Annotated in this window: 18 protein-coding genes, 1 tRNA gene and 1 pseudogene; 10 read left to right on the plus strand and 10 right to left on the minus strand. The window is 32.1% G+C overall.

Annotation, left to right across the window (positions count from 1 at the left end; all coding sequences use genetic code 11):
* Positions 1-3 precede the first annotated feature (3 nt).
* The 4 genes from hemN to VRU49_RS10345 form a co-directional block, all read right to left on the minus strand.
* The gene (gene hemN, locus VRU49_RS10330) at positions 4-1,341 is read right to left on the minus strand and encodes an oxygen-independent coproporphyrinogen III oxidase (RefSeq protein WP_330146707.1); all 1,338 of its coding nucleotides are present in this window, start codon (positions 1,339-1,341) and stop codon (positions 4-6) included.
* Positions 1,341-1,784, minus strand: coding sequence for a Rossmann-fold NAD(P)-binding domain-containing protein (locus VRU49_RS10335; protein WP_330146708.1), 444 nt, complete (start codon positions 1,782-1,784; stop codon positions 1,341-1,343). Before VRU49_RS10335 ends, hemN begins: the two co-directional genes overlap by 1 nt.
* 85 nt (positions 1,785-1,869) lie before the next feature.
* Positions 1,870-2,892, minus strand: coding sequence for a response regulator (locus VRU49_RS10340; protein WP_330146709.1), 1,023 nt, complete (start codon positions 2,890-2,892; stop codon positions 1,870-1,872).
* Positions 2,892-4,076, minus strand: a complete 1,185-nt coding sequence (locus tag VRU49_RS10345; protein ID WP_330146927.1) for a PAS domain-containing sensor histidine kinase — start codon at positions 4,074-4,076, stop codon at positions 2,892-2,894. Before VRU49_RS10345 ends, VRU49_RS10340 begins: the two co-directional genes overlap by 1 nt.
* Positions 4,077-4,249: 173 nt before the next feature.
* Here VRU49_RS10345 and VRU49_RS10350 point away from each other — a divergent pair, with 173 nt between their 5' ends.
* The 4 genes from VRU49_RS10350 (at position 4,250) to VRU49_RS10365 (ending at position 8,540) form a co-directional block, all read left to right on the plus strand.
* Entirely contained in the window at positions 4,250-5,515 is a 1,266-nt protein-coding gene (locus VRU49_RS10350) for a TlpA family protein disulfide reductase (RefSeq protein ID WP_330146710.1), read from the plus strand.
* A gap of 23 nt (positions 5,516-5,538) precedes the next feature.
* Positions 5,539-6,930, plus strand: coding sequence for a sensor histidine kinase (locus VRU49_RS10355; protein WP_330146711.1), 1,392 nt, complete (start codon positions 5,539-5,541; stop codon positions 6,928-6,930).
* Complete coding sequence (locus VRU49_RS10360) at positions 6,923-7,675, plus strand: LytR/AlgR family response regulator transcription factor (RefSeq protein WP_330146712.1); 753 nt, start codon at positions 6,923-6,925, stop codon at positions 7,673-7,675. The genes VRU49_RS10355 and VRU49_RS10360 overlap by 8 nt, the downstream gene beginning before the upstream one ends.
* Before the next feature lie 79 nt (positions 7,676-7,754).
* Positions 7,755-8,540, plus strand: coding sequence for a hypothetical protein (locus VRU49_RS10365; protein WP_330146713.1), 786 nt, complete (start codon positions 7,755-7,757; stop codon positions 8,538-8,540).
* Between the two features lie 39 nt (positions 8,541-8,579).
* On the opposite strand, the gene VRU49_RS10370 is transcribed toward VRU49_RS10365, so the two are convergent.
* Positions 8,580-9,305: a LolA family protein gene (locus VRU49_RS10370; RefSeq protein WP_330146714.1), complete on the minus strand. Its 726-nt coding sequence runs from the start codon at positions 9,303-9,305 to the stop codon at positions 8,580-8,582.
* A gap of 35 nt (positions 9,306-9,340) precedes the next feature.
* The gene (locus VRU49_RS10375; RefSeq protein ID WP_330146715.1) at positions 9,341-10,090 is read right to left on the minus strand and encodes a hypothetical protein; all 750 of its coding nucleotides are present in this window, start codon (positions 10,088-10,090) and stop codon (positions 9,341-9,343) included.
* 232 nt (positions 10,091-10,322) lie between these two features.
* Here VRU49_RS10375 and VRU49_RS10380 point away from each other — a divergent pair, with 232 nt between their 5' ends.
* Positions 10,323-11,969 (plus strand): M28 family metallopeptidase, encoded by a 1,647-nt coding sequence (locus VRU49_RS10380; RefSeq protein WP_330146716.1) that lies wholly within the window; start codon positions 10,323-10,325, stop codon positions 11,967-11,969.
* Between the two features lie 83 nt (positions 11,970-12,052).
* Positions 12,053-12,175, plus strand: a complete 123-nt coding sequence (locus tag VRU49_RS11485; RefSeq protein WP_431311604.1) for a DUF2933 domain-containing protein — start codon at positions 12,053-12,055, stop codon at positions 12,173-12,175.
* Here VRU49_RS11485 and rnhA read toward each other — a convergent pair.
* Positions 12,117-12,515: pseudogene (gene rnhA / locus VRU49_RS10385) on the minus strand (ribonuclease HI); the annotation flags it as partial. The gene VRU49_RS11485 and the pseudogene rnhA overlap by 59 nt on opposite strands.
* Positions 12,516-12,679: 164 nt before the next feature.
* On the opposite strand from rnhA, the gene VRU49_RS10390 reads away from it, so the two are divergent.
* Together VRU49_RS10390 and VRU49_RS10395 are read left to right on the plus strand one after the other, a co-directional pair.
* Positions 12,680-12,755 (plus strand) — tRNA-His (locus VRU49_RS10390).
* A gap of 106 nt (positions 12,756-12,861) precedes the next feature.
* Positions 12,862-13,797, plus strand: a complete 936-nt coding sequence (locus tag VRU49_RS10395; RefSeq protein WP_330146718.1) for a 3-keto-disaccharide hydrolase — start codon at positions 12,862-12,864, stop codon at positions 13,795-13,797.
* Between the two features lie 200 nt (positions 13,798-13,997).
* On the opposite strand, the gene fbp is transcribed toward VRU49_RS10395, so the two are convergent.
* From fbp to VRU49_RS10410, 3 genes are read right to left on the minus strand one after another with little or no spacing between them, the layout of a single operon-like run.
* Positions 13,998-15,032, minus strand: a complete 1,035-nt coding sequence (gene fbp, locus VRU49_RS10400) for a class 1 fructose-bisphosphatase (protein ID WP_330146719.1) — start codon at positions 15,030-15,032, stop codon at positions 13,998-14,000.
* A 21-nt stretch (positions 15,033-15,053) separates the two neighbouring features.
* Positions 15,054-15,545, minus strand: a complete 492-nt coding sequence (locus VRU49_RS10405; RefSeq protein ID WP_330146720.1) for a metallophosphoesterase family protein — start codon at positions 15,543-15,545, stop codon at positions 15,054-15,056.
* Position 15,546: 1 nt separating this feature from the next.
* Positions 15,547-16,248, minus strand: a complete 702-nt coding sequence (locus VRU49_RS10410) for a tRNA1(Val) (adenine(37)-N6)-methyltransferase (protein WP_330146721.1) — start codon at positions 16,246-16,248, stop codon at positions 15,547-15,549.
* A gap of 127 nt (positions 16,249-16,375) precedes the next feature.
* Here VRU49_RS10410 and purL point away from each other — a divergent pair, with 127 nt between their 5' ends.
* Positions 16,376-20,029 carry a phosphoribosylformylglycinamidine synthase gene (gene purL, locus VRU49_RS10415; protein ID WP_330146722.1) on the plus strand — a complete coding sequence of 1,218 codons (3,654 nt, stop codon included), beginning with the start codon at positions 16,376-16,378 and terminating at the stop codon, positions 20,027-20,029.
* Between the two features lie 416 nt (positions 20,030-20,445).
* Positions 20,446-22,629 (plus strand): glutamine synthetase III family protein, encoded by a 2,184-nt coding sequence (locus VRU49_RS10420; RefSeq protein WP_330146723.1) that lies wholly within the window; start codon positions 20,446-20,448, stop codon positions 22,627-22,629.
* Positions 22,630-22,645: the final 16 nt, after the last annotated feature.

A 22,645-nucleotide genomic window follows, 5' to 3' on the forward strand; every position in this document is an offset into this window, starting at 1 on the left:
TATCTAAACTGTTAAACTAAATTTCTCAATTCCCGATACTTCTTCTAAATATTCATCAAAAACAGATGCTATATTTCTAAGAAATGATTTCCCCGTCTTTGTAATCACAAGGTAATTATTTTCTTTATAAATTAAACCATCTATTATTAATTCTTCTAACTTTTTAATTGTAAGCTCGTTTAAACCATCAGGAACCAATATTTTTTCTTTACACATTACATCCAGTATGATCTGCCTAATTTTCAAATCTTCTTGAGATAAGATATGACCTTTTAGTAAGGGCAAACTGCCTTCATTAACTATTTGGATGTATTTTTCTACTTCTTTTACATTTTGTGCAAATCCATACCAACTATCACTTATAGATGAAACACCTAATGCTATATTTAATAAAGTATGGCAATCTGTGTAGCCCATAAAGTTTCTATGGAGGGTATTATTGTTTTGTGCTTCGATTAAAGAATCTGATGGCAATGAGAAATGATCCATCCCTACTTCTAAATAACCAGCATTCATTAACATTTCCCTTCCAACTTTATACAATTCAAGTTTTTCGTCGGCACTAGGCAAATGAAAAGAAGTGAATTTCCTTTGTCCGGGTTTAACCCATGGAACATGTGCATAACTATAAAATGCAATGCGATCTGGACGCATTTCTATTACCTTTTCAATGGTATCAATTAAACCTTCTAATTTTTGTAAAGGCAATCCATAAACCAAATCAAAGTTTACTGATGCATAGCCTATTTCACGAGCTTGATTAACAACACTTACAACTTGTTCTACACTTTGTTTTCTGTTTATAATCTCTTGTACTTTAATATCAAAATCTTGAATTCCTAGACTAATTCTTTTGAATCCGTATTTAAATAAAACCTCAAGATGTTCTCGAGTTGTATTTCCAGGATGCCCTTCAAATGAAAATGCTGCATTATCTGCAATTTGAACTGTATTATGTATATTTTCTAGCAATAAACCCAAATTTTTGGGACTAAAAAAAGTTGGCGTACCTCCTCCTAAATGCAACTCTTTTAAAAGTGGTTTAGTACCTAAAATATCTAAGTACATATTCCATTCTTTAAGTACAGCTTCAATATAGGGGACCTCTACAGCATGATTTTTTGTAATTCGCGTATTACATGCACAATAAGTACATAAATCTTCACAAAATGGCAAGTGGATGTATAAGCTAATCCCCTCGCTTATACTTTGATAATATGACTCCTCCACTGTATGCTGCCATTTCTTTGGAGTCCAATTATTTACGTTCCAATTTGGTACTGGCGGATAACTTGTGTAGCGTGGAATCGCTACATTATATTTTTTAATGAGATTTTCCATTAGAGTTCAACAGCTTTTTTGGCACAACTATTCATACAAGCGCAAGCTTTACCCACACATTTACCCTTACCCCATAAATCCAGGTTTTTTACTACTTGTTCTAATCGTACTCTTAGGCTGTCTTCATCACTTATTCCATTCAGAGTATGAGCTGGAATATTAGAAATTTTAAATCCTAAAGCACCGGCAGCCTTTCTGTCAATATGATCTGTATTAACAGTAGTACAAGCTAAATATCTTATACCAGATTCTTTAAGAATCGGCAAAATATCGGCTCCTATCACATCATTAGGAAATATTAACAAAACGCCTTTTCCTGATGCTAAATATGCATTCTCAATGCTTAATTTTTCAGCAATAAATGCAAATTCATGCTTTTTATGATTTACTAAAATCAATGTCTCCTTTTCAAAAGAAGTAATATTATAGGCAATAGCTTTCATACAGATTTAATCTGTTCCAAAACTATTCCTTGAAGACAAAATATTAAGTGGCTATAATCAAACAATTATGTGATTTTCATCACAATTATTGTTTAATTTCTTTAAGTTTTTTTATTGAAGGTATAGAAATTGTTGACCCTGTTTTCTCTATTAGTCCTTCTTCAATAAAATCAGATAAATTTCTACTAATAGTCTCATTGGCAGTACCAACTGTATTGGCTAGATCCTCTCTAGAAATTCTAAATTTAGATTGATCGTTAACGATTCCAAACTTCTCTGCAAAGGAAATTAATACGAGTGCAATTCTTTTTCTAACAGAATTATAAGCAAGATTTAAAAGTTGTTTGTCTTTTTGAGATAAACTATTTGAAAGAAGATTTAAAAAAGTTGTAGATAAATTAGGGTATTTGTTTAACAACTCTAAAAATACTTCCTTCCTAATTAACCCAATCTCGCCTGTTTCTAAAGATTCAGCATTATTATTATGCGCTGTATTAAGTAGTAAAGCTTCATATCCAAAAAACTCATTTGCAGAACAAACATTAGTTACTATCTCTCTTCCATCATGATTGCTCACAAATATTTTAACTTTACCAGAGATCACATAATAAATGTAAGAAACATCGTCATTTTCCTGATATATGTTTTGCTTTGCTTTATAAGATCTAATACGAGCCTGACTAATTAATTCGTTCATTAAATTTAAGGCCGACTCATCATTAACTTTATTTTCTGAACTTTTCTTTAATCTTGCTTCAACGGTTTTTAGAAGTTCAATATCATCAAATGGTTTGGTTAAGTAATCATCAGCACCAAGATCCATCCCCTTTCTTATATCTACTCTTTCAGTTTTTGCGGTAATAAAAATGAATGGGATTTGTTTTGTCCGAGGATAATTATTTAGTAAATAAAGTACGCCAAAACCATCTAGTTCAGGCATCATAATATCACATAATATTAAATCTGGATGTTGAGCCATCGCAATTGCAACCCCTTCTTTCCCATCCGCAGCAGTTAAAGTATCATAACCAGAAAATTCTAAAATTTCCGCAGTATTTTCTCTTATATCAGCATTATCTTCAATTATTAATATCCGTTTCTTTCCCATTAAAATGTAAAATTCAAAGTAAATGTAGTCCCCTCGTTTAATTTGCTGACACAAGATATATGTCCATTCATTAACGCAGCATATCTCCTCGCAATATTTAATCCCAAGCCTGTTCCTTGTATATCGCCGGTATTATGTGCACGAAAAAAAGGTTCAAATAGATTTTTTTGTTCTTCTTCTGGTATTCCTATTCCATTATCTTTCACAATAATTTCTAATTGATTATCAAAAACCTTTGTAGAAAACTCGATTAAGGTATTCGGTCCAGAGTATTTTATCGCATTAGAAATTAAATTAAAAACGCAATTCTTAAGTAAGTTTGGATCTAAAAAGACTCTAGCATCTGTACCTGTATGTTCATAAACAATATGCTGGTCTTTCTTAGAAATCAATTGCATTTCTTCAACTATTTCATCAGCAAATTTCACAATATTAAATTCAACAGTATTGAGATGCACTTTTCCAGCTTCTAACCGCTCTAAGGATAAAAAATCATTTAATATAGTCGTTAAGTTATCTACCGAATTCTTGATCTTTTGAGTGTGCTTTTCAATATTTGTTAAATCAGAACGTTCTGCATATTTATTTATTAATGATGCAGATAACTGGATACCCCCCAATGGTGTTCTAAACTCATGAGAAGCCATAGATACAAACCTAGTTTTTAATTGATTAAGCTCTCTTTCTTTCTCAAACAACTGACTCATATTATCCTTAGCAGTCTCCAATTCAGAAATAATTTTCACTAAATCCTTGGTTCTTTCTTTCAACTGAAGTTCTAAATTTTCGGCTTGCGTCTTAATTTGATGTTCATGTTCTTTTTCTTTTGTTAAATCGTGAATAAATCCAGTGAAAATTCTTCGATCAGAAAATTTAACTTCACTTACACCTAATCTAAATGGGAAAATTCTACCGTCTTTTCTTAGGCCAGTAACCTCCCTACCAATTCCAATTATATGCCTTTCGTTTGTAGATTTATACTTGGCAATATATCCATCGTGCTGGTCTCTATAAGGTTGGGGCATTAAACATGAAATGTTTTTTCCAACAATTTCATCTGCTGAATAGCCAAACAAATTTAGCGCAGCAGGATTAATATGCTCAATTAATCCATTTTCATCAATGGTAATAATCCCATCAATTGCATTTTCGATAATGGCATTTAATAATTTGGAATGTTCAATCATTTAATTAGTTCAAAAGAAATTCAAATTTAAGAAGGAATAAGCGGCTTTCTACTATTAAACTATAAAAATTTACACTAACAAATTCACAATAAATTGGGACACATTCACATTTCCATTTACAGTTGCCCTGGCACCTACCTAATTTTGGTGTAACAAATAAAGCTTACAACATGAAAAGAAAAACATTTTTACTGATAGCATTTTTTATCCTGGCCACAGTTTCTGTCCTGGCACAGAAAACTACAATACAAGACAAACTGGGTGAAATGACTAAAGCGCCTAATCCTAAAAAGGTTTTAAAACTTTTTAAAGAAACTGTAAATGAATTTCAATTGAATAAAGTATCGGATGCCGAAACTTTTGATATGATGTACGGAACTTTAGCTCTAAGCAATATAATGAAGCAAAAAATTAAAGCCTATGAACAAAATATAGGAATGATACAAAATAAATTTAATCAAACTTCATATATGAATATGGCGGCTGATATGCTTTCAAATAATAAACAAACCCTTCAGTTATCAAAATCTATTGCCGAAAAAACACTCCAATTATATTATTCATTTAAGAATGATACAACAGCTAGACCTTTAGATTTTGACCCAATTAGTTGGAAAAGATTTATGGAAATGGCGAAGTATCCTTACCATGAAACTTATGCTAAAATTTTAAATGAGTTAAATCTATCAAAGGAAGCTTTATTACAACAAGAAATAGCTATTGAAGGCCTACAAATAGAAGAATTAGGTCAGACATCTGCTGAACTTTACGCAAAAATTTTAATCGCTAATAACAGAAATCAAGATGCATATATAGTTCTAAAAAGAATGGCAGAATTAGATCGTGCATCTGATAAAATGATTATTAAATTAAAAAACTTACATGAAGAATTAACTGGTGATAAAGCAGTTAAAATGCTTGATTCAATAAAGCAAAATTTAAGATTAGCCTATCAGCAAAAAGTGTTAAAAAAAATTATCAAGGACACAAAAGCACCATCATTTACTTTACAGAATCTAAATGGCATTCATAAATCCTTAGAAGACTATAAAGGTAAAGTGGTTGTAATTGACTTTTGGGCAACCTGGTGTGTTCCGTGCATACAGTCGATGCCAGCTATGGATCAAATGAGAAAAAACAATCCAGATGTTGCATTTCTTTTTATTGCAACACAAGAAAAACCTAATGGTGCTTTTGAAAGAGTAAAATCATTTATAGAAAAAAATCAATATCAATTCGAAGTATTGTTGGATTTAGTAGATGGAAAATATCCTACTGTAACGGATTATAAAATATCGGGCATACCAGCAAAAATAATAATTGATGCAAGCGGTAACCTATTATTTTCTTCTATCGGGTTTACAAACGAAAGCAATTTAGTGAATGAATTGCAAGCAATGATTGATATAGCTAAAGGTAAATCGCAATACAATTAATTACATTATATTAGCTATTCGCAATGAAAAATTATCAAGTATTTCTTTTAGTCCTCTTATGCCTATTTTCTATTGGCCTTAGTACGCATGCTCAATCGAATAACAAATTAAAATTTACTTATTTTAGTTTATCTGGACAAGGCATTAAAACATCAAATAATGGAACTGAAAAAACAGTAAACATTAATACAATTGGAGGATTAATAGAATTCGATTTTTCTAAAATAAACACCAATAAAAATTTAATTGTTGAATCCTATTTTAACTCAGATAAGACTATAAGAAAAAATGCTAATCAAGTATTTCTCAAAGTTGGTGACGAATATACAATTGAAATAAAAAATAAAGGAACAAATGAGTTAGTTCAACAATTTATTATCCATCGTATCATTCAAATTCCAAATTTAGATGTGGTATTAATAGATAAAAATGGCAAAAGATCTATTAATCTAAATGATAATAAAGAGATAACCACTGTACATTCAATTTCGCCTAAAACCATAGAAATAAACCCTTCTTCTACTACCGAAACCTTAGAAATAGCTTTTAAACTTCGAAATCTTAAAACACAAAAGACTTTAAATTATAATTGGTTAGCGACTCAAAATAAAATAGAATTAGATGGGAATTCCGATTATGAGCTACTTTATTATTATGTTTTACAACCGGAAACTGCTGGAACTTTAATCATAAAAACAGAAGTTATTTGGTATAAAAACACTGATTATTATATCATTTTAGGTGTTTTATTGATTTTGGCTGCCTTTTATTTCATTAATAGAAAAATGAAGAAAAAGGTAAGTATTTCAGAAACTGAACGTAAAAAGCTAGAAGCATCAGCTATTCGTTTACAATCTATGTTAAATCCTCATTTTACGTTCAATGCATTAAGCACCGTTCAAGGATTAATGAATACAGGAAGAATTGATGAAGCCAACCAATATTTAGAAGAATTTGGAAGTTTACTAAGAAAATCGTTAGCTAAGAGTCAATCTATTTTTAATTCCCTAGACCAAGAGTTGGAGATGATGCGCATGTATTTACGCATTGAATCTTTGCGTTTCAATTTTGAATGGGACATTAAAATAAGTGAAGATTTATATACTAGTGAAATTGAAATCCCTACCCTATTAATACAGCCCATCATAGAAAATTCGATTAAACATGGTTTAAAAAACAACAAATCAGCCAAGATTATAGTAGAATGTAAAAAACAAGATGATAATTTAAACATTACAGTAACAGACAATGGAAATTGGAAAGATGGACCATCTGGTTATGGGTTAAAAAACACAAAAGAACGTATAGACACCATAAATAACATGAGCCACAACAAGGCAATTATGCTTAGTTTTGATACTAAAATTGGCACGACTGTAAACCTCACCTTTTTCAATTGGTTAAAATATGATTAGAGCAATATTAGTAGATGATGAACAATTAAACATCAGCAATCTAAAGGCTTTACTAAATAAACATTGTGGTAGTGTAGATGTAGTCGGTACAGCCAATTCTGTAGATGATTCCATTGAATTAATTAATAAACTAAATCCTGATGTTGTTTTTTTAGACATTGAAATGCCTGATAAAAATGGTTTTGAACTATTAAAAGCATTTCAATCGCCTAATTTCGAAGTTGTATTTGTAACTGCCTATGATGCTTACGGTATTCAAGCCATTAAATTTTCTGCCTTAGACTATTTATTAAAACCGATTAACATAGAAGAATTAAAGGCTTCCGTAAATAAATTAGAAGTTACTTTGCAGCATAAGCGCGATAATAAAAGATTACAAAATTTAATTTCTTTATTAGACAAGAAAATCCCTAACGAAAGTCCAAAAATCGCATTACCAACCATGAAGGAAACATTTTTTGTTCCTATTGCAAATATTCTTCGATGCGAATCCTCTAACAATTATACCACCTTCTATCTCTGCGACGGAACGGAGCATGTTATTTCGAAACCCATATACGAGTTTGATGAAATGCTAAGTCCATACGGTTTTATCAGGTGCCATCAATCTCATTTAGTTAATAAAGAACATGTACGTAGTATCTTAAATCAAGATGCTGGTTATTTGGTGCTAAATTTTGGAAATAAAAACATTCCCATTTCAAAACAAAAAAAGGCTTTAATTAAGGAATTACTCTCTTTTTAACGCTTTATTCCCTTTATGTTATTTAGATATTGCTAAAGTATATCTAACTGATTATTTTTACTTTAAACCTAAATAACTAATGATGAAATTCATAAGGACTATTTTATTTGCTTTAATCTTGCTGATTTCAAATTCAGTATTTAGTCAAACTATTAATCAAGATTACCTTCCTGGATTAAATCTCTTATCGAGTTCCAAACAAGATTTAATAGAAACTGCAATAACTAACCTTCGCGCAATGATTATTAATAATCATAATGACATTTTAACCAAATTGCGAAAAGAAAGAGGAATAAAAGTTAACAAAAAGAACCTTAATCCATTATTAACTGAAATAGAAGCTTTTTATAGAAAAATATTAAGAGAAAATAATGAATGGAGATGGGATAAAACCAATAAATTAATTAAACCTTATGACATAAATATTGAGGAAATAATGGGCTATTCCCTCAATTCATTTTTAGTTCCCCCAACCAATACCCAATTTAATGGTGTAAAAACTGTTAGTATTTCATTTTACCTGGATAGAATAATGACTTTTAGTTTTTCCCAACCTTTAATCATAAATCATGATTATACCAGGTTTAATGGCTACCCTTATGATCAAAATAGCTTAAATGATATATTTAAGGTGGTAGAAAAGAACTTTGGATCTTTTACCCATCAACGTAATACCTATTATACATATGCATGTTCACAAAATGGACAACCAGAATATTCCGAAGAATTTAAGTTTAAAGAAATCCTGTTTGAAGGGAATTTAAACCTATTTTATGGTATGATACAACGACCTACATCAAATGGTTGTGTTCCAAATGGGCACCATTTAGCATCTATAAGTTTCTATATTTCGAGGAGATTATAAAAATTAACTTTATTCTATTAATTTAGAAATTTCTAAAAATTACTTCCAATAAACTTTGCCATACTTAGCTGGATCAAAAATAGCAGGGTCTAGTGTTACATTGGTGTTGTAATCTTGATATTCTTCTGTTTGAGTGAGTTTGCCATTTTGGTAAAAATCAATTAACATTTCATGCCATGCATTTCCAATTTTTATATGCCCATAGAAATGATAATCCATCTGCACTTTAGCGCTTAAATTATGTATAAATCGCACTAAATAAAGATCTTTTTCATCATACCAAATTTGATTTTTAGTCAAATCGCCTTCTTTTGCACCCAATACCCTAACTTTTTTTCCTTTCCAAGTGGTCGTATATTCTTCATTAATATCAATTCCGATATTCGAAATCGTTTTCTTTACGCTATCTAGCGGATGAAAATACATTCCTCCAACCAAATAGATTAGAAAGTTGTTATTTGGTAATGTTCTGGTTAACTTCCCATTGGTAAATCTATATTGTTTATCACCACTAAAAATAGCCGAACTTCCTGCTGCTCTATCGAAATCTATTCTAAAAAGATCTGGGAAAATACCCGCTTCATGCCAAGTCTGATAAATTTTTGTACTATCATTAATTAATACTGTTTTCTGAGTAAATGAAATAGATTTTGGCCATTTACCAGAATATTTATTCACTAATTCATCAATCAATGAGCTAGTTTTTTGTGCATTTACTTGCATTACGATTAACAATAAAAAAGAAAAAGAAATTATACGTTTCATAGGGTTTAAAAATATTGGTTATAAATTAGCGATGTTCATTTATCTAATTTAGGGTTCATCAAAATAGAATTTCCAAATTTATTTTGAATAGCATTTAGTGTAAAGGAACGATGATCTGCTCCTACCAGGAAAACTATCTTCTTACCCGTATTGGCTTCAATTACTTTTATAATATTCTTGGCGATTTCTTGATCTCTATTTAAGTAAAATTTAGCGAGCTGCTCATAATCTTCTCCCTTATAACTTTCGCGCATTTGAGCATAATAAATTTCATTTAGCATATCGTAAGTCCCATCATTTAGGGTATAAACATCTGCATTTAATGCAATCTTAACTTTAGCATCACCTACTATTTTTAATACAGCCAATTTCTGACGCATCAAACTATCAGCACCTAGCTTAACTTGTAGCTTTCTAATTGGACTCACATTTTCCCAGTATTCACGGGTAAATTGTTTACCAGCTACATCAGCACCTAACCAATCTATACCATATGTTTTTTTATGCTTGTAGCGCACCAAACTCTCATACATCTCATATGGATACATATTTTTAAGAAAATTTGAACTGCTATCTTTATCTTCAGGCCTAATTTCAACACCTACAACATCTGGATTTAACTTATCTATAAAAACAAATAAATCTTCGTACGTATAATTTTTATTAGTTTTATGCGCTGCGTGAATAGTACTAATTACATGTACTTCTGTTTGAGGACTTTGCGCATAACTTTGAAGCCCTATCCAACTTAAAATTAGAAACCCAAATAGAAATTTCCTTTTCATAATTATATAATTGCGTGTAGTTTATATTGACCTTTAGATGGTAATAAATTAGTTTTTGTTACTCCATTTGTGATAAAAAAATTTCTAATTTATTATAAAATTTTCCCTTAAGCTAACCAATCAATTATTTAGCATAACAGATAGATTGGTCAATTTTTTATATCTTTCCTACACCATTTATAGTTAAAAGAGATTTAAATTTTAAATAGATAATTTTAATTTACCAAATAGTATGAATTCACGCATTTTTCCTGCACTTATATTGGCAGCAACTTTAGCTTCTTGCGGCTCTGAAAAGAATAATATCGCGGAGGCAGATTCTATTGCCTTTAAGGCTATAAACGACAGTTTATTATCGCAACATATTTCTGTATTGGCATCAGACGAATTTGAAGGCCGACAACCCTCAACTGCTGGCGAAACTAAGACCATTAATTATCTAAAATCAGAATTCGAAAAATTAGGTCTGAAGCCAGGAAATGGTGATAGCTTTTTTCAAGAAGTCTCATTAGTAGCTGTAAAGTCTACCCCTAGCGTAATGAAAATGTCTTCAAAAAATGGTACATCGTTAAGTTTAAATTTTCTAGATGATTTTGTTGGCGCATCTCGTCACTTAGAAAACAATATCAAAATAGAAAATTCACCGTTGGTATTTGCTGGCTATGGTATTGTAGCACCAGAATACAATTGGAACGACTACCAAGGACTAGACGTAAAAGGTAAAACAGTAGTGGTAATGGTAAACGATCCTGGATTCTTAGATGCTAAACTATTTAAAGGAGCAAACATGACTTATTATGGCCGTTGGAGATATAAATTTGAAGAGGCGGCTAGACAAGGGGCAACAGGTGTAATTATTATTCATGAAGATAAAGCAGCTAGTTACGGATGGAATGTTGTGAAAAGCGGATGGTCTAAATCGAAAATGTATTTAGAATCTGAGGATGGAAATAAATCTTATGCACCATTAGAAGGCTGGATAACACAAGAAACAGCACAAAAAATGTTTAAACTAGCTGGAAAATCAGCCGATTTAATGGTTCAAGCTGGAAAAACAGGCTTTAAGCCAGTAGAATTAGATTTAACGGTATCTACCAATATTAATAATACCATCACCAAATCTAAATCGAACAACGTTGCTGCGGTTATACCAGGTAGTAAAAGAGCTGATGAATTTATTATTTATTCAGCACATTGGGATCATTTAGGAAAAGGAGAACCAGTAAATGGAGATTCAATTTACAATGGTGCGATAGATAATGCAACAGGCACGTCGGGTTTATTACTAATGGCAGAGGCATTTAAAAAAGCTAAAGTTCGACCCGAACGCTCAATTATGTTTTTAGCGGTAACTGCCGAAGAACAAGGTTTATTGGGTTCTGAATACTATGCTACACACCCTCTAGTTCCAGTAGAAAAAACCGTAGCTAACATTAATATTGATGCTATGCAAGCCATTGGTAAAACCAAGGATATAATTGCAATCGGTTATGGTCAATCGGAATTAGAAACTTATTTAGAAGAAGCGGCTAAAAGACAAGGAAGAGTAGTTTCTAAAGATTCAAATCCATCAGCTGGTTTTTATTTTAGATCAGATCACTTCAATTTCGCTAAAGTTGGTATACCTGCATTGTACACCGAAACTGGTGATGATCATATTACAAAAGGTGTAGAATTTGGAAAAGCGCATAAAGAAGCTTATAATAAAGATAGATACCATGCCGCGGCAGATAATTTTGAACCTGGAAAATGGGATTTATCTGGTATGGTGCAAGATTTACAACTATTATTTGATGTAGGTTATCGTATTAGTATGGAAAGCACATTCCCTAAATGGAAAGACGGATCAGAATTTAAAGCCGTTAGAGAAAAGAAATAAGTTCTAAATATTAAATTATTTAAATTTAAGAGTAGTCTAAATCGGCTACTCTTTTTTTTGTCCGTTAATTAATTTTTAGAACAATGTTTCCTTGGCTTGTTCAGATTCATAAAAGTGATCTATACCAATATTTGCCTTATCTTTTGATGCTGCTACAGCCAATTGATCACATCTTTCATTCTCAGGATGGTTATTGTGACCTTTGATCCAGACAAATTTAATTTGATGAATTTTATAAAGCTTCAAAAACTCTATCCAAAGGTCTTTATTTTTTTTGCCTTTAAACTCTTTTTTGACCCAACCAAATACCCACTTTTTCTCAACAGCATCTACTACATATTTACTATCAGACCAAATTGTAACATGACTTGGCGTTTTTAGTGCCTCTAAACCTTTGATAACAGCAAGCAATTCCATCCTATTATTGGTGGTTTTTCTAAATCCCCCACTCAATTCTTTATAATGTTTGCCTGCTTTTAGTACAACTCCATATCCCCCCGGCCCTGGATTCCCGCTCGATGCCCCGTCTGTATAAATTTCTATCAAAGTATTGGTAATAAAAGTTTTAGCTAATCTATATTTATTTAACTCTATATTAATATCCCAAAGATAAAGGTTTATTTAAGAGCTTACGATAAAAAAGGTTGATACTTTTTCAACTTTCTTTTGCATAAAGTCATACAAATAATTATCTTTGTCGCTCAATAAACGGTGGTTTTAGCTCAGTTGGTTAGAGCGCCTGATTGTGGTTCAGGAGGTCGTGGGTTCGAGCCCCATATTCCACCCAAAAGGTCTTAATTAAATTAAGACCTTTTTTTTGTTTTATACCTTTCCTATTTAGAACTAAAGAAATATCTCTTATCTTGCTCATGCTTAACTATGGCTTAATTTTATGACAAGAAAATTCTTTTCTGCTCTCGCAGTTTTACTATTACTAAATTTTACTTCTAATGCTCAATTAACAGATGCTAAAGCTTTAATTGGAAGATGGGATTTAACTTTAGATATGAATGGAAAGTTCTCGCCTTCTTGGTTAGAAGTAAAATTATCTGGATTTAAAACATTAGTAGGCTCCTTTGTTGCTACTACTGGAAGTGCAAGACCTATTTCGGAAGTAAAGTTTAATGAGGGAAGATTCTCTTTCGAAATTCCACCACAATGGGAAAGTGGCAATCAGAATTTAAAGGTAGAAGGTATTATTACACAAACAGGATTAGAAGGTTTTTTAACAGATAGCCAAGGAAAAAAATATACTTGGAAAGCTGTAAAAGCCCCATACCTAAATCGTAATGCCGCTATAAACTGGGGAAATCCAATTAATTTATTTAATGGGGTTAATTTATCTGGATGGAAAGCCGATGGTGAAAATCAATGGTTAGTAAAAGATGGTATTCTTACTAATCCAAAAGCGGGCGCAAATTTAATTACTGAACAAAAGTTCAATGATTTTAAGTTAGAAGTTGAATTTAGATATGCAAAAGGCGGAAATAGTGGTATTTACCTTCGTGGAAGATATGAAGTTCAAATAGAAGATAGCAATAAAGACACGCATCCTAACAGTGTATTATTTGGTGGGGTTTATGGATTTTTATCGCCAAGCGAAATGGCTACTCTGGGTGCAGGTGAATGGCAACGCTATGAAATTACTTTAGTTGGAAGAATGATAACTGTAGTAGCGAATGGAAAAACTATTATTTCAAATCAAGAAATACCCGGAATTACTGGTGGAGCTTTAGATAGCAATGAAGGTGAACCTGGACCAATTTATTTACAAGGTGATCATACAGCTGTAGAATTTAGAAAGATTGTAATTACACCAGCAAAATAACCTTTTCTGTGTAATTGCTGAGCAACAAAAAGTTCCTCAAATACCATTCTAAAATCTCAATCCTTATACTCCCAAAATGACATATAAAACAAACACCCAGAATTACAAATTAATTGTTATTCTGGGTGCATTATTTTTATATTAGTCTTACTAAAATCAGCTGAAATTCAGCTAAGAATTATTTTAGTTCAATTCAATTTTTATCCAGCGATACTCAATTTAGCTGCTACTGGAGAATAAGTCTCCATAAATTCTTCTGCTTTTTCAACCATTTTCTTGCTTCCAATAAAAATTGAAGTACGTTGATGAAGTTCTGTAGGCGTTAAATCTAAAATTCTATTTCTTCCGTCTGTTGCCTTCCCTCCTGCTTGCTCTACAATAAATGCCATTGGATTACATTCGTACAACAACCTTAATTTACCATTTGGCGAGCTAGAAGTTGTTGGATACATGTAAATACCACCTTTAATTAAGTTACGGTGAATATCAGCAACCATTGATCCAATATATCTTGAGGTATAAGGTCGGTTGGTTTCCTTATCTTCAACTTGAGCGTATTTTAAATATTTTTTCACTCCGTCTGGAAAATGAACATAATTACCTTCATTGATAGAGTAAATCACGCCATCTTCTGGCATTTTTAAATCAGGATGCGACAAACAAAACTCCCCTATTGATGGGTCTAATGTAAATCCATTAACTCCTTTACCTGTAGTATAAACCAACATAGTTGATGAACCATAAATTACATAACCGGCTGCAACTTGATCTGTTCCTTTTTGTAGTACATCTTCTATGGTTGCTAAACCATCGGTCGACTTCCTTCTGTAAATAGAAAAAATTGTACCTACCGCAACATTTACATCAATATTTGATGAGCCATCTAAAGGGTCAATACATACAATATATTTAGCATCCTGACTAACGGGAGAAGTAATTTGAACAATATGATCTTCTTCTTCAGTAGCCACAATACAGCATTCACCTCCACTAGTTAAGGCAGCTATAAATTGTTCATTTGCGAAAACATCCAGCTTTTTTTGACCCTCTCCTTGAATATTTGTGGTGCCTGCATCGCCTAAAATATCCGCAAGTCCTGCTTTATTTACTTCACGGTTTACAATTTTTGCAGCAATTCCTATATCGCGCAACAGTCTTGAAAGTTCGCCCTTTGCATATGAAAAGTCGGCCTGCTTCTCTATAATGAATTGTCCGAGGGTTTTTATTACTGCCATTTACTTAGTGTATTTTATACGTTATCTTGTTCCTAATTCTATGACCTCTAAGTTATGTATTTTTTCTTCAGATATACAAAATCTTATTAATGTTCTTACCTTATGCCATCCATGTTTTCCCGCCGCACCGGGATTTATATGTAAAAATTTATTTTTATCGTCATACATCACTTTTAAAATATGAGAATGACCAGAAATAAATAAATCTGGCGACTTAGTGTATATTTCTTGTTTAGCTTTCAAACTAAATCTACCTGGATATCCGCCAATATGAATCATTAAAACTTCAACACCTTCACATTTAAATCTCAAAACTTCAGGAAACTCAGCAGAAATGGTTTTATCGTCTATATTTCCATAAACCCCTCTTAAAGGTTTAAAGTCCGCTAAAGGTTTCGCAACATCTGGCCCAAAATCACCTGCATGCCAAATTTCATCGCAGTCTTTAAAATGTTTAAAGACAGAATCGTCTAAAAATCCGTGTGTATCAGAAATCAACCCTATTCTTTTCATATTAAAAAGCGATGAAATAATCTTTTAAACATAATTTATAGGCATTAGAATGAACCGAAGGCGCATCATAAAGAATAAAATCATTTTCTATGGTTGACTGCTTATGCTTAGAAAATTCAATAATCTGCCTGAAAGCAGGCTTTCCTTCAAAAGATTTTAAATGAATGACCGAAGCTTTATATAATCCATTTTTTTCAAACGTTGAATTATAAGCTATAAATTGATCTGGAGGCAATACTAACCAAAAACTACCATCATCACTCAAAAGTTCAGTTGATTTTTTAATTAATGCTTCGATAAAATCATTACTCGTATGTCGCGCAAGCCCTTTTTTAGGTTCTGGATTTTTTAAATCGTTTGTAAAAAATGGAGGATTTGATACGATTAAATCAAATTTAGCTTCACTATTAAAACTTAAAATATCTTGATGAATAACATTTACTCTATCAGAAAATTGAGAATTTTCAGCATTTCTTTTTGAAGTTTGAGCTGCACCACCCTCTATCTCAATCCCTATTACCTTAGCAAACACATACTTTTGTGCCAACATTAATGCAATTACACCTGTCCCAGTACCTATATCAAGTATGCTTGTTGGATTTTGATGATGGGCAATGGCGCCCAATAAAACTCCATCGGTATTTATACGCATCGCACAATTCGATTGATCTATTTCAAACTTCTTGAATTTAAATACCTGCATTCAGAATAATCGAATTGTATAACAACACTAATTTTATGTAAAAGTCATCAAAAATAATTAACATATTCTACTTTCTTTATAGCTTCTTTAAAATGATAAAGCTAAATTTGCACTTACAAATATTATCATGATCTATTTCTTCCAAAATTCTTCAAATACGGTCTATGTTCTACAAGCAAACAAAGACCTGAGTACCAACGATATTTCAAAACTCGAATGGCTATTTGCAGGCGCAAAAATTCATAACTCAGATAATCTTGCCGGAAATTTTGTCGGACCAAGAGCCGCAATGATCACACCATGGAGTACAAATGCAGTTGAAATTACCCAAAATATGGGAATCAGTGGGATCATTAGAATCGAAGAATTTAAAAAAGTAGCACCTGATTTTGAAAGTTTTGACCCTATGCTTTCGCAAAAATTTGAAAACATAGACCAAGATATTTTTACAATTAACATTCAACCAGAACCTATATTAGAAATTGAAGATATTGCATTATTTAATAATCAAGAGGGTTTATCTTTAAGTAAGGAAGAGGTTGAATATTTAGAAGATTTATCTAAAAGGTTAGGCAGAAAATTAACAGATTCAGAAGTTTTTGGTTTTTCACAAGTTAACTCAGAGCATTGCAGACATAAAATTTTTAATGGAAAGTTTGTAATCGACGGAGAAGAAAAACCAAGTTCTCTATTTAAATTAATTAGAAAAACTTCTGAAACACATCCAAATGATATTGTTTCTGCTTATAAAGATAATGTTGCATTTATAAAAGGTCCAACTGTAGAACAATTTGCTCCTACCAGAGCAGATGAACCTGCTTTCTATGAAAAAAGCATTTTCGAATCCGTAATTTCTTTAAAAGCTGAAACACATAACTTCCCTACTACGGTTGAACCATTTAATGGTGCAGCGACTGGTTCGGGCGGTGAAATTAGAGATAGATTAGCTGGTGGTCAAGGTTCTTTACCTTTAGCTGGTACAGCGGTTTATATGACTGCACTTTCGAGATTAGAAGAAAACAGACCATGGGAAAAAGCAATGGAAGCCAGAAAGTGGCTTTACCAAACCCCAATGGATATTCTAATAAAAGCATCTAATGGTGCAACAGATTTTGGTAATAAATTCGGACAACCCCTAATCACTGGTTCTGTTCTTACTTTTGAACATACCGAAAATGACAGAAAATTAGGTTTCGATAAAGTTATTATGCTTGCAGGTGGAGTTGGTTATGGTAAAAAAGAGCAAGCTCAAAAGAAAAAACCAAATGTAGGTGACAAAGTAGTTATCCTAGGTGGTGAGAATTATAGAATTGGAATGGGTGGTGCTGCAGTATCATCAGCAGACACAGGTGCTTTAGGATCTGGAATTGAATTAAATGCCATTCAGCGCTCTAATCCAGAAATGCAAAAAAGAGCCGCAAATGCCATTAGAGGATTAGTAGAAAGTAAAACCAATCCGATTGTCTCTATTCATGATCATGGCGCAGGCGGACACTTAAACTGCTTATCGGAATTAGTTGAAGAGACGGGAGGATTAATAGATTTAGATAAATTACCTGTTGGAGATCCTACCCTTTCTGCTAAAGAAATTATAGGTAACGAATCTCAAGAGCGTATGGGATTAGTTATTGGAAATAAAGATATTGAAACGCTTCAAAAAATAGCTGATCGAGAACGTGCTCCAATGTATACCGTGGGTGAAGTGACCGGAAATCATAAATTCACTTTTGAATCTAAAACAACCGGACAAAAACCAATGGATTTAGAACTTTCAGATATGTTTGGAAGTTCACCAAAATTGGTAATGGAAGATAATACGATTGAAAGATCGTATGCTGAAATAGAATATAAAAAAGAAGAAATACATAATTACTTAAAACAAGTTCTACAATTAGAAGCGGTAGCATGTAAGGATTGGTTAACAAATAAAGTTGACCGTTGTGTGGGTGGTCGCGTTGCAAAACAACAATGTGCAGGCGCATTACAATTACCACTAAATAATTGTGGTGTTATGGCATTAGACTTTAATGGAAAAGAAGGTATTGCAACTAGTATAGGTCATTCGCCATTAACCGCATTAATTAATCCAGCAACTGGAAGTAGAAATGCTATTGGAGAAGCGCTTTCTAATATTGTTTGGGCTCCATTAAAAGATGGATTAAAAAGTGTTTCCCTTTCTGCAAACTGGATGTGGGCTTGTAAAAATGAAGGTGAAGACGCAAGACTTTATGAAGCAGTTGAAGCTTGTTCTAATTTTGCTATTGATTTAGGAATTAACATCCCTACGGGTAAAGATTCTTTATCTATGAAGCAAAAATATGCGGATGGTGATGTAATTGCTCCAGGTACTGTAATTATTTCAGCAGCTGGAAATTGTAACTCTATTACTGAAGTAATCGAACCTGTTTTACAACAAGATGGTGGCGATTTATATTATATTAATTTCTCACAAGACCAATTTAAATTAGGAGGTTCATCTTTTGCTCAAATTTTAAATAAAATTGGCAATGATGCTCCAGATATCACCAACCCTGCTTATTTAAAAGAATCATTCAACGCAATTCAAAATTTAATAAAACAAGGTAAAATTAAAGCTGGACACGATATTGGTTCTGGTGGATTAATTACTACTTTATTAGAAATGTGTTTTGCTGAGCTAAACACAGGCGCCAAATTAGATTTATCTGTTTTAGGTGAAAACGACCCAATTAAAGTTCTTTTTGCAGAAAATATTGGTGTAGTTTTTCAAGGTGATAGCAGCTTAGAGTTAGAATTAAAAAATCAGCAAATAGAATTCTTTAAAATTGGTAGCGTAACATCTTCTGCATCATTAGAAATTAAAATAGGATCAGAAAATTATAGCTTTGATATTAATGAATTAAGAGATACATGGTATAAAACTTCTTACTTATTAGACAAACAACAAAGCGGAGAAGTTAAAGCAACTGAGCGATTCAATAATTACAAAAACCAACCATTAAAATATTCATTCCCTCAACATTTTACAGGCAAAAAACCTGTAATTGACGCATCTAAACTAAGACCAAAAGCTGCTATCATCAGAGAAAAAGGAAGTAATTCTGAACGTGAAATGGCTAATGCTATGTATTTAGCAGGTTTTGATGTGAAAGATGTTCATATGACTGATTTAATTTCTGGTAGAGAAACATTAGAAGACATACAATTTATTGGAGCAGTTGGCGGATTTTCTAACTCAGATGTATTAGGTTCTGCAAAAGGTTGGGCTGGTGCATTTTTATACAATGAGAAAGCAAAATTAGCTTTAGAGAATTTCTTTAAACGTCCTGATACTTTATCTGTTGGTATTTGTAATGGATGTCAGCTTTTTGTTGAGTTAGGATTAATTGCAGAAGGTAGAGTTAAAATGTTGCATAATGAAAGTGGTAAACACGAAAGTAATTTTACTTCATTAACTGTACAAGAAAACAATTCAGTAATGCTTTCTACATTAGCGGGCTCAACTTTAGGCGTATGGGTGTCTCATGGAGAAGGAAAATTTGAAATGTCAGACGCAGAAGACACTTACCAAATTGTAGCCAAATACGGCTATGATCAATATCCAGCTAATCCGAATGGTTCTAATTACAATGCTGCCATGATATGTGATAAAACAGGTAGACATTTAGTAATGATGCCTCATATTGAACGTTCTTTATTTCAATGGCATTGGGCAAACTACCCTAACGGACGAAAAGATGAGGTTTCTCCATGGATGGAAGCATTTGTAAATGCAAGAAAATGGATTGAAAACAACAAATAAAACACTTTAAATTATTAATATTTAATTTCAACTTTTTTAATCCGCTATTTCTAAAAATTGCAACTATGATCTTTAAATTTTATAATTGCTAAAATTAGAGATGGCGGATTTTTCTTGCCATTTGTTTTAGAATTCTAAAATTTTGTCCTATAATTTTAAATAATTAACTGCATTTATCTTAAAAAAGTATAAAATTAATCATAGTTTTTATTAAAATTTATAATTTTTCAGATGTTTTAACATAAAATACAGTAAAATTTTAACTAAAATTTCAAAAATCAATCAAAATTTCAAGCAAAACACAATCAAAATCATACTAAATTTAAAAATTAATAAAATATTTTCATTTTTTTTGATAAAAAATATTTAAAAAACTAAACTTTTATATATTTTTGTTCTAAATCATCAAAATATTCATGAAAAATTCAAGAAGCAACGCTTTAATTGAGGCTCAAAACAGAAAAACACCTGAAATTACTTCAGGATTTGACAAAATTTCTAGCTTTTATGGAGTAAACGTTTTCGATAAAAAGAAAATGAAAGATTACTTATCAAAAGAAGTATATGAAAAATTAATCAACTCAATTAATCAAGGTGATCTAATTAATCAAGAAGATGCAAATCAAATTGCAACAGCCATGAAACTTTGGGCTATGTCTAAAGGCGCAACCCATTATACGCATTGGTTTCAACCATTAACAGGATCAACTGCAGAAAAACACGATTCATTTTTTGAGCCAAGTGGCGATGGTGCAATCGAAAAGTTCGCTGGTAGCGCTTTAGTTCAACAAGAGCCAGACGCTTCAAGCTTCCCAAATGGTGGAATTAGAAATACGTTTGAAGCACGTGGTTATACTGCTTGGGACCCTTCTTCTCCAGCATTTATCATGGAGAATAAATCGGGTAAAACATTGTGCATCCCTACAGTTTTTGTATCCTACACTGGTGAAGCATTAGATTTTAAAGCGCCAATGCTAAAAGCTGTTGCCGCAATAGATAAAGCCGCTACAGAAGTTTGCCAATATTTTGATAAAAACATTACTAAAGTAAATGCCTCTCTAGGTATAGAACAAGAATATTTTTTGGTTGACTTATCACTTTATAATGCACGCCCAGATTTAGTTATGACTGGCCGTACCTTATTCGGACACATGAGTGCTAAAGGTCAGCAATTAGAAGATCATTATTTCGGTTCTATCCCAGAAAGAGTACAAAGTTTTATGGTTGATTTCGAAAATGAATCATTAAAACTTGGTATTCCTTTGAAAACCAGACATAATGAAGTTGCTCCTATGCAATTTGAATGTGCGCCAATCTACGAAGAAATTAACTTAGCAATAGATCACAACCAATTGCTAATGGACGTAATGGAAAAAGTAGCACGTCGTCATAATTTCAAAGTATTATTACACGAAAAACCTTATGCAGGAATTAATGGCTCTGGTAAGCACAACAACTGGTCGTTAATTACAGATACTGGCAAAAATTTATTAGCACCTGGTAAAACACCAAAAAACAACTTGATGTTCCTTGCCTTTTTTGTAAACACTATAAAAGCAGTAAGTGAGCATGCAGATTTATTAAGAGCAAGTATTGCATCGGTTAGTAATGACCATAGATTAGGTGCAAATGAAGCCCCTCCAGCTATTATATCTATTTTCTTAGGCCAACAACTTAACGAAGTATTAGACGAAATAGAAAGCTCAAAAGTTAGCAAAAAGGTAAAAGAAGAGCCTACAATGTGGTTGGGTATTCCTAAAATTCCAAATATCCTATTAGACAATACCGATAGAAACAGAACTTCACCATTTGCTTTTACAGGTAATAAATTCGAATTAAGAGCAGTTGGATCTTCTGCCAATTCATCGGCCTCTATGACTGTTTTAAATACAATTGTTGCCGATCAATTGGTGAAATTCAAAGCAGAAGTAGATAAATTAATCAAGAAAGGTGAGAAAAAAGATTTAGCCTTAGTAAATGTTATTAGAAAATACATTAAAGAATCTAAATCTATTCGCTTCGAAGGAAATGGTTATAGTTCAGAATGGGAAAAAGAAGCAGAAAAACGTGGTTTATCTAATATTAAAACTACTCCTAAATCGCTAGATGCTTATATTTCAGCTAAAACAGTAGAATTATTTGCCAATCATAATGTTTTCACTGAACGCGAATTACATGCTCGTCATGAAATTATGCTGGAGAGTTTCTTCAAAAAACTTCAGATTGAAGCCAGAGTAATGGGTGAAATGGTAAACAGCATGATTATTCCATCAGCTATTACTTACCAAAATGAATTAATTAAAAATGTAAAAGGTTTAAAAGAAATTGGCTTAGGCAATGAAGCTACAGAAATACCTATGCGCATTATTAATAAATTATCTGAGCATTTATCTGCTTTGAAAAATGGAATCGACAACATGCTTTTAGAACGCAAAAAAGTAAATGAAATGGGCGATTCTAGAGAAAAAGCAGTTGCTTATGATGAGAATATCAAATCATTCTTCGAAGATATTCGTTACCATACTGATAAATTAGAGCAAATTGTGGATGACAACAGCTGGCCACTTCCAAAATTCAGAGAATTATTATTTTTAAAATAATAAAGACAGAGAATTA

The sequence above is a fragment of the Pedobacter flavus genome (assembly GCF_036324285.1).
GTDB classification, from domain to species: Bacteria; Bacteroidota; Bacteroidia; order Sphingobacteriales; family Sphingobacteriaceae; genus Pedobacter; species Pedobacter flavus.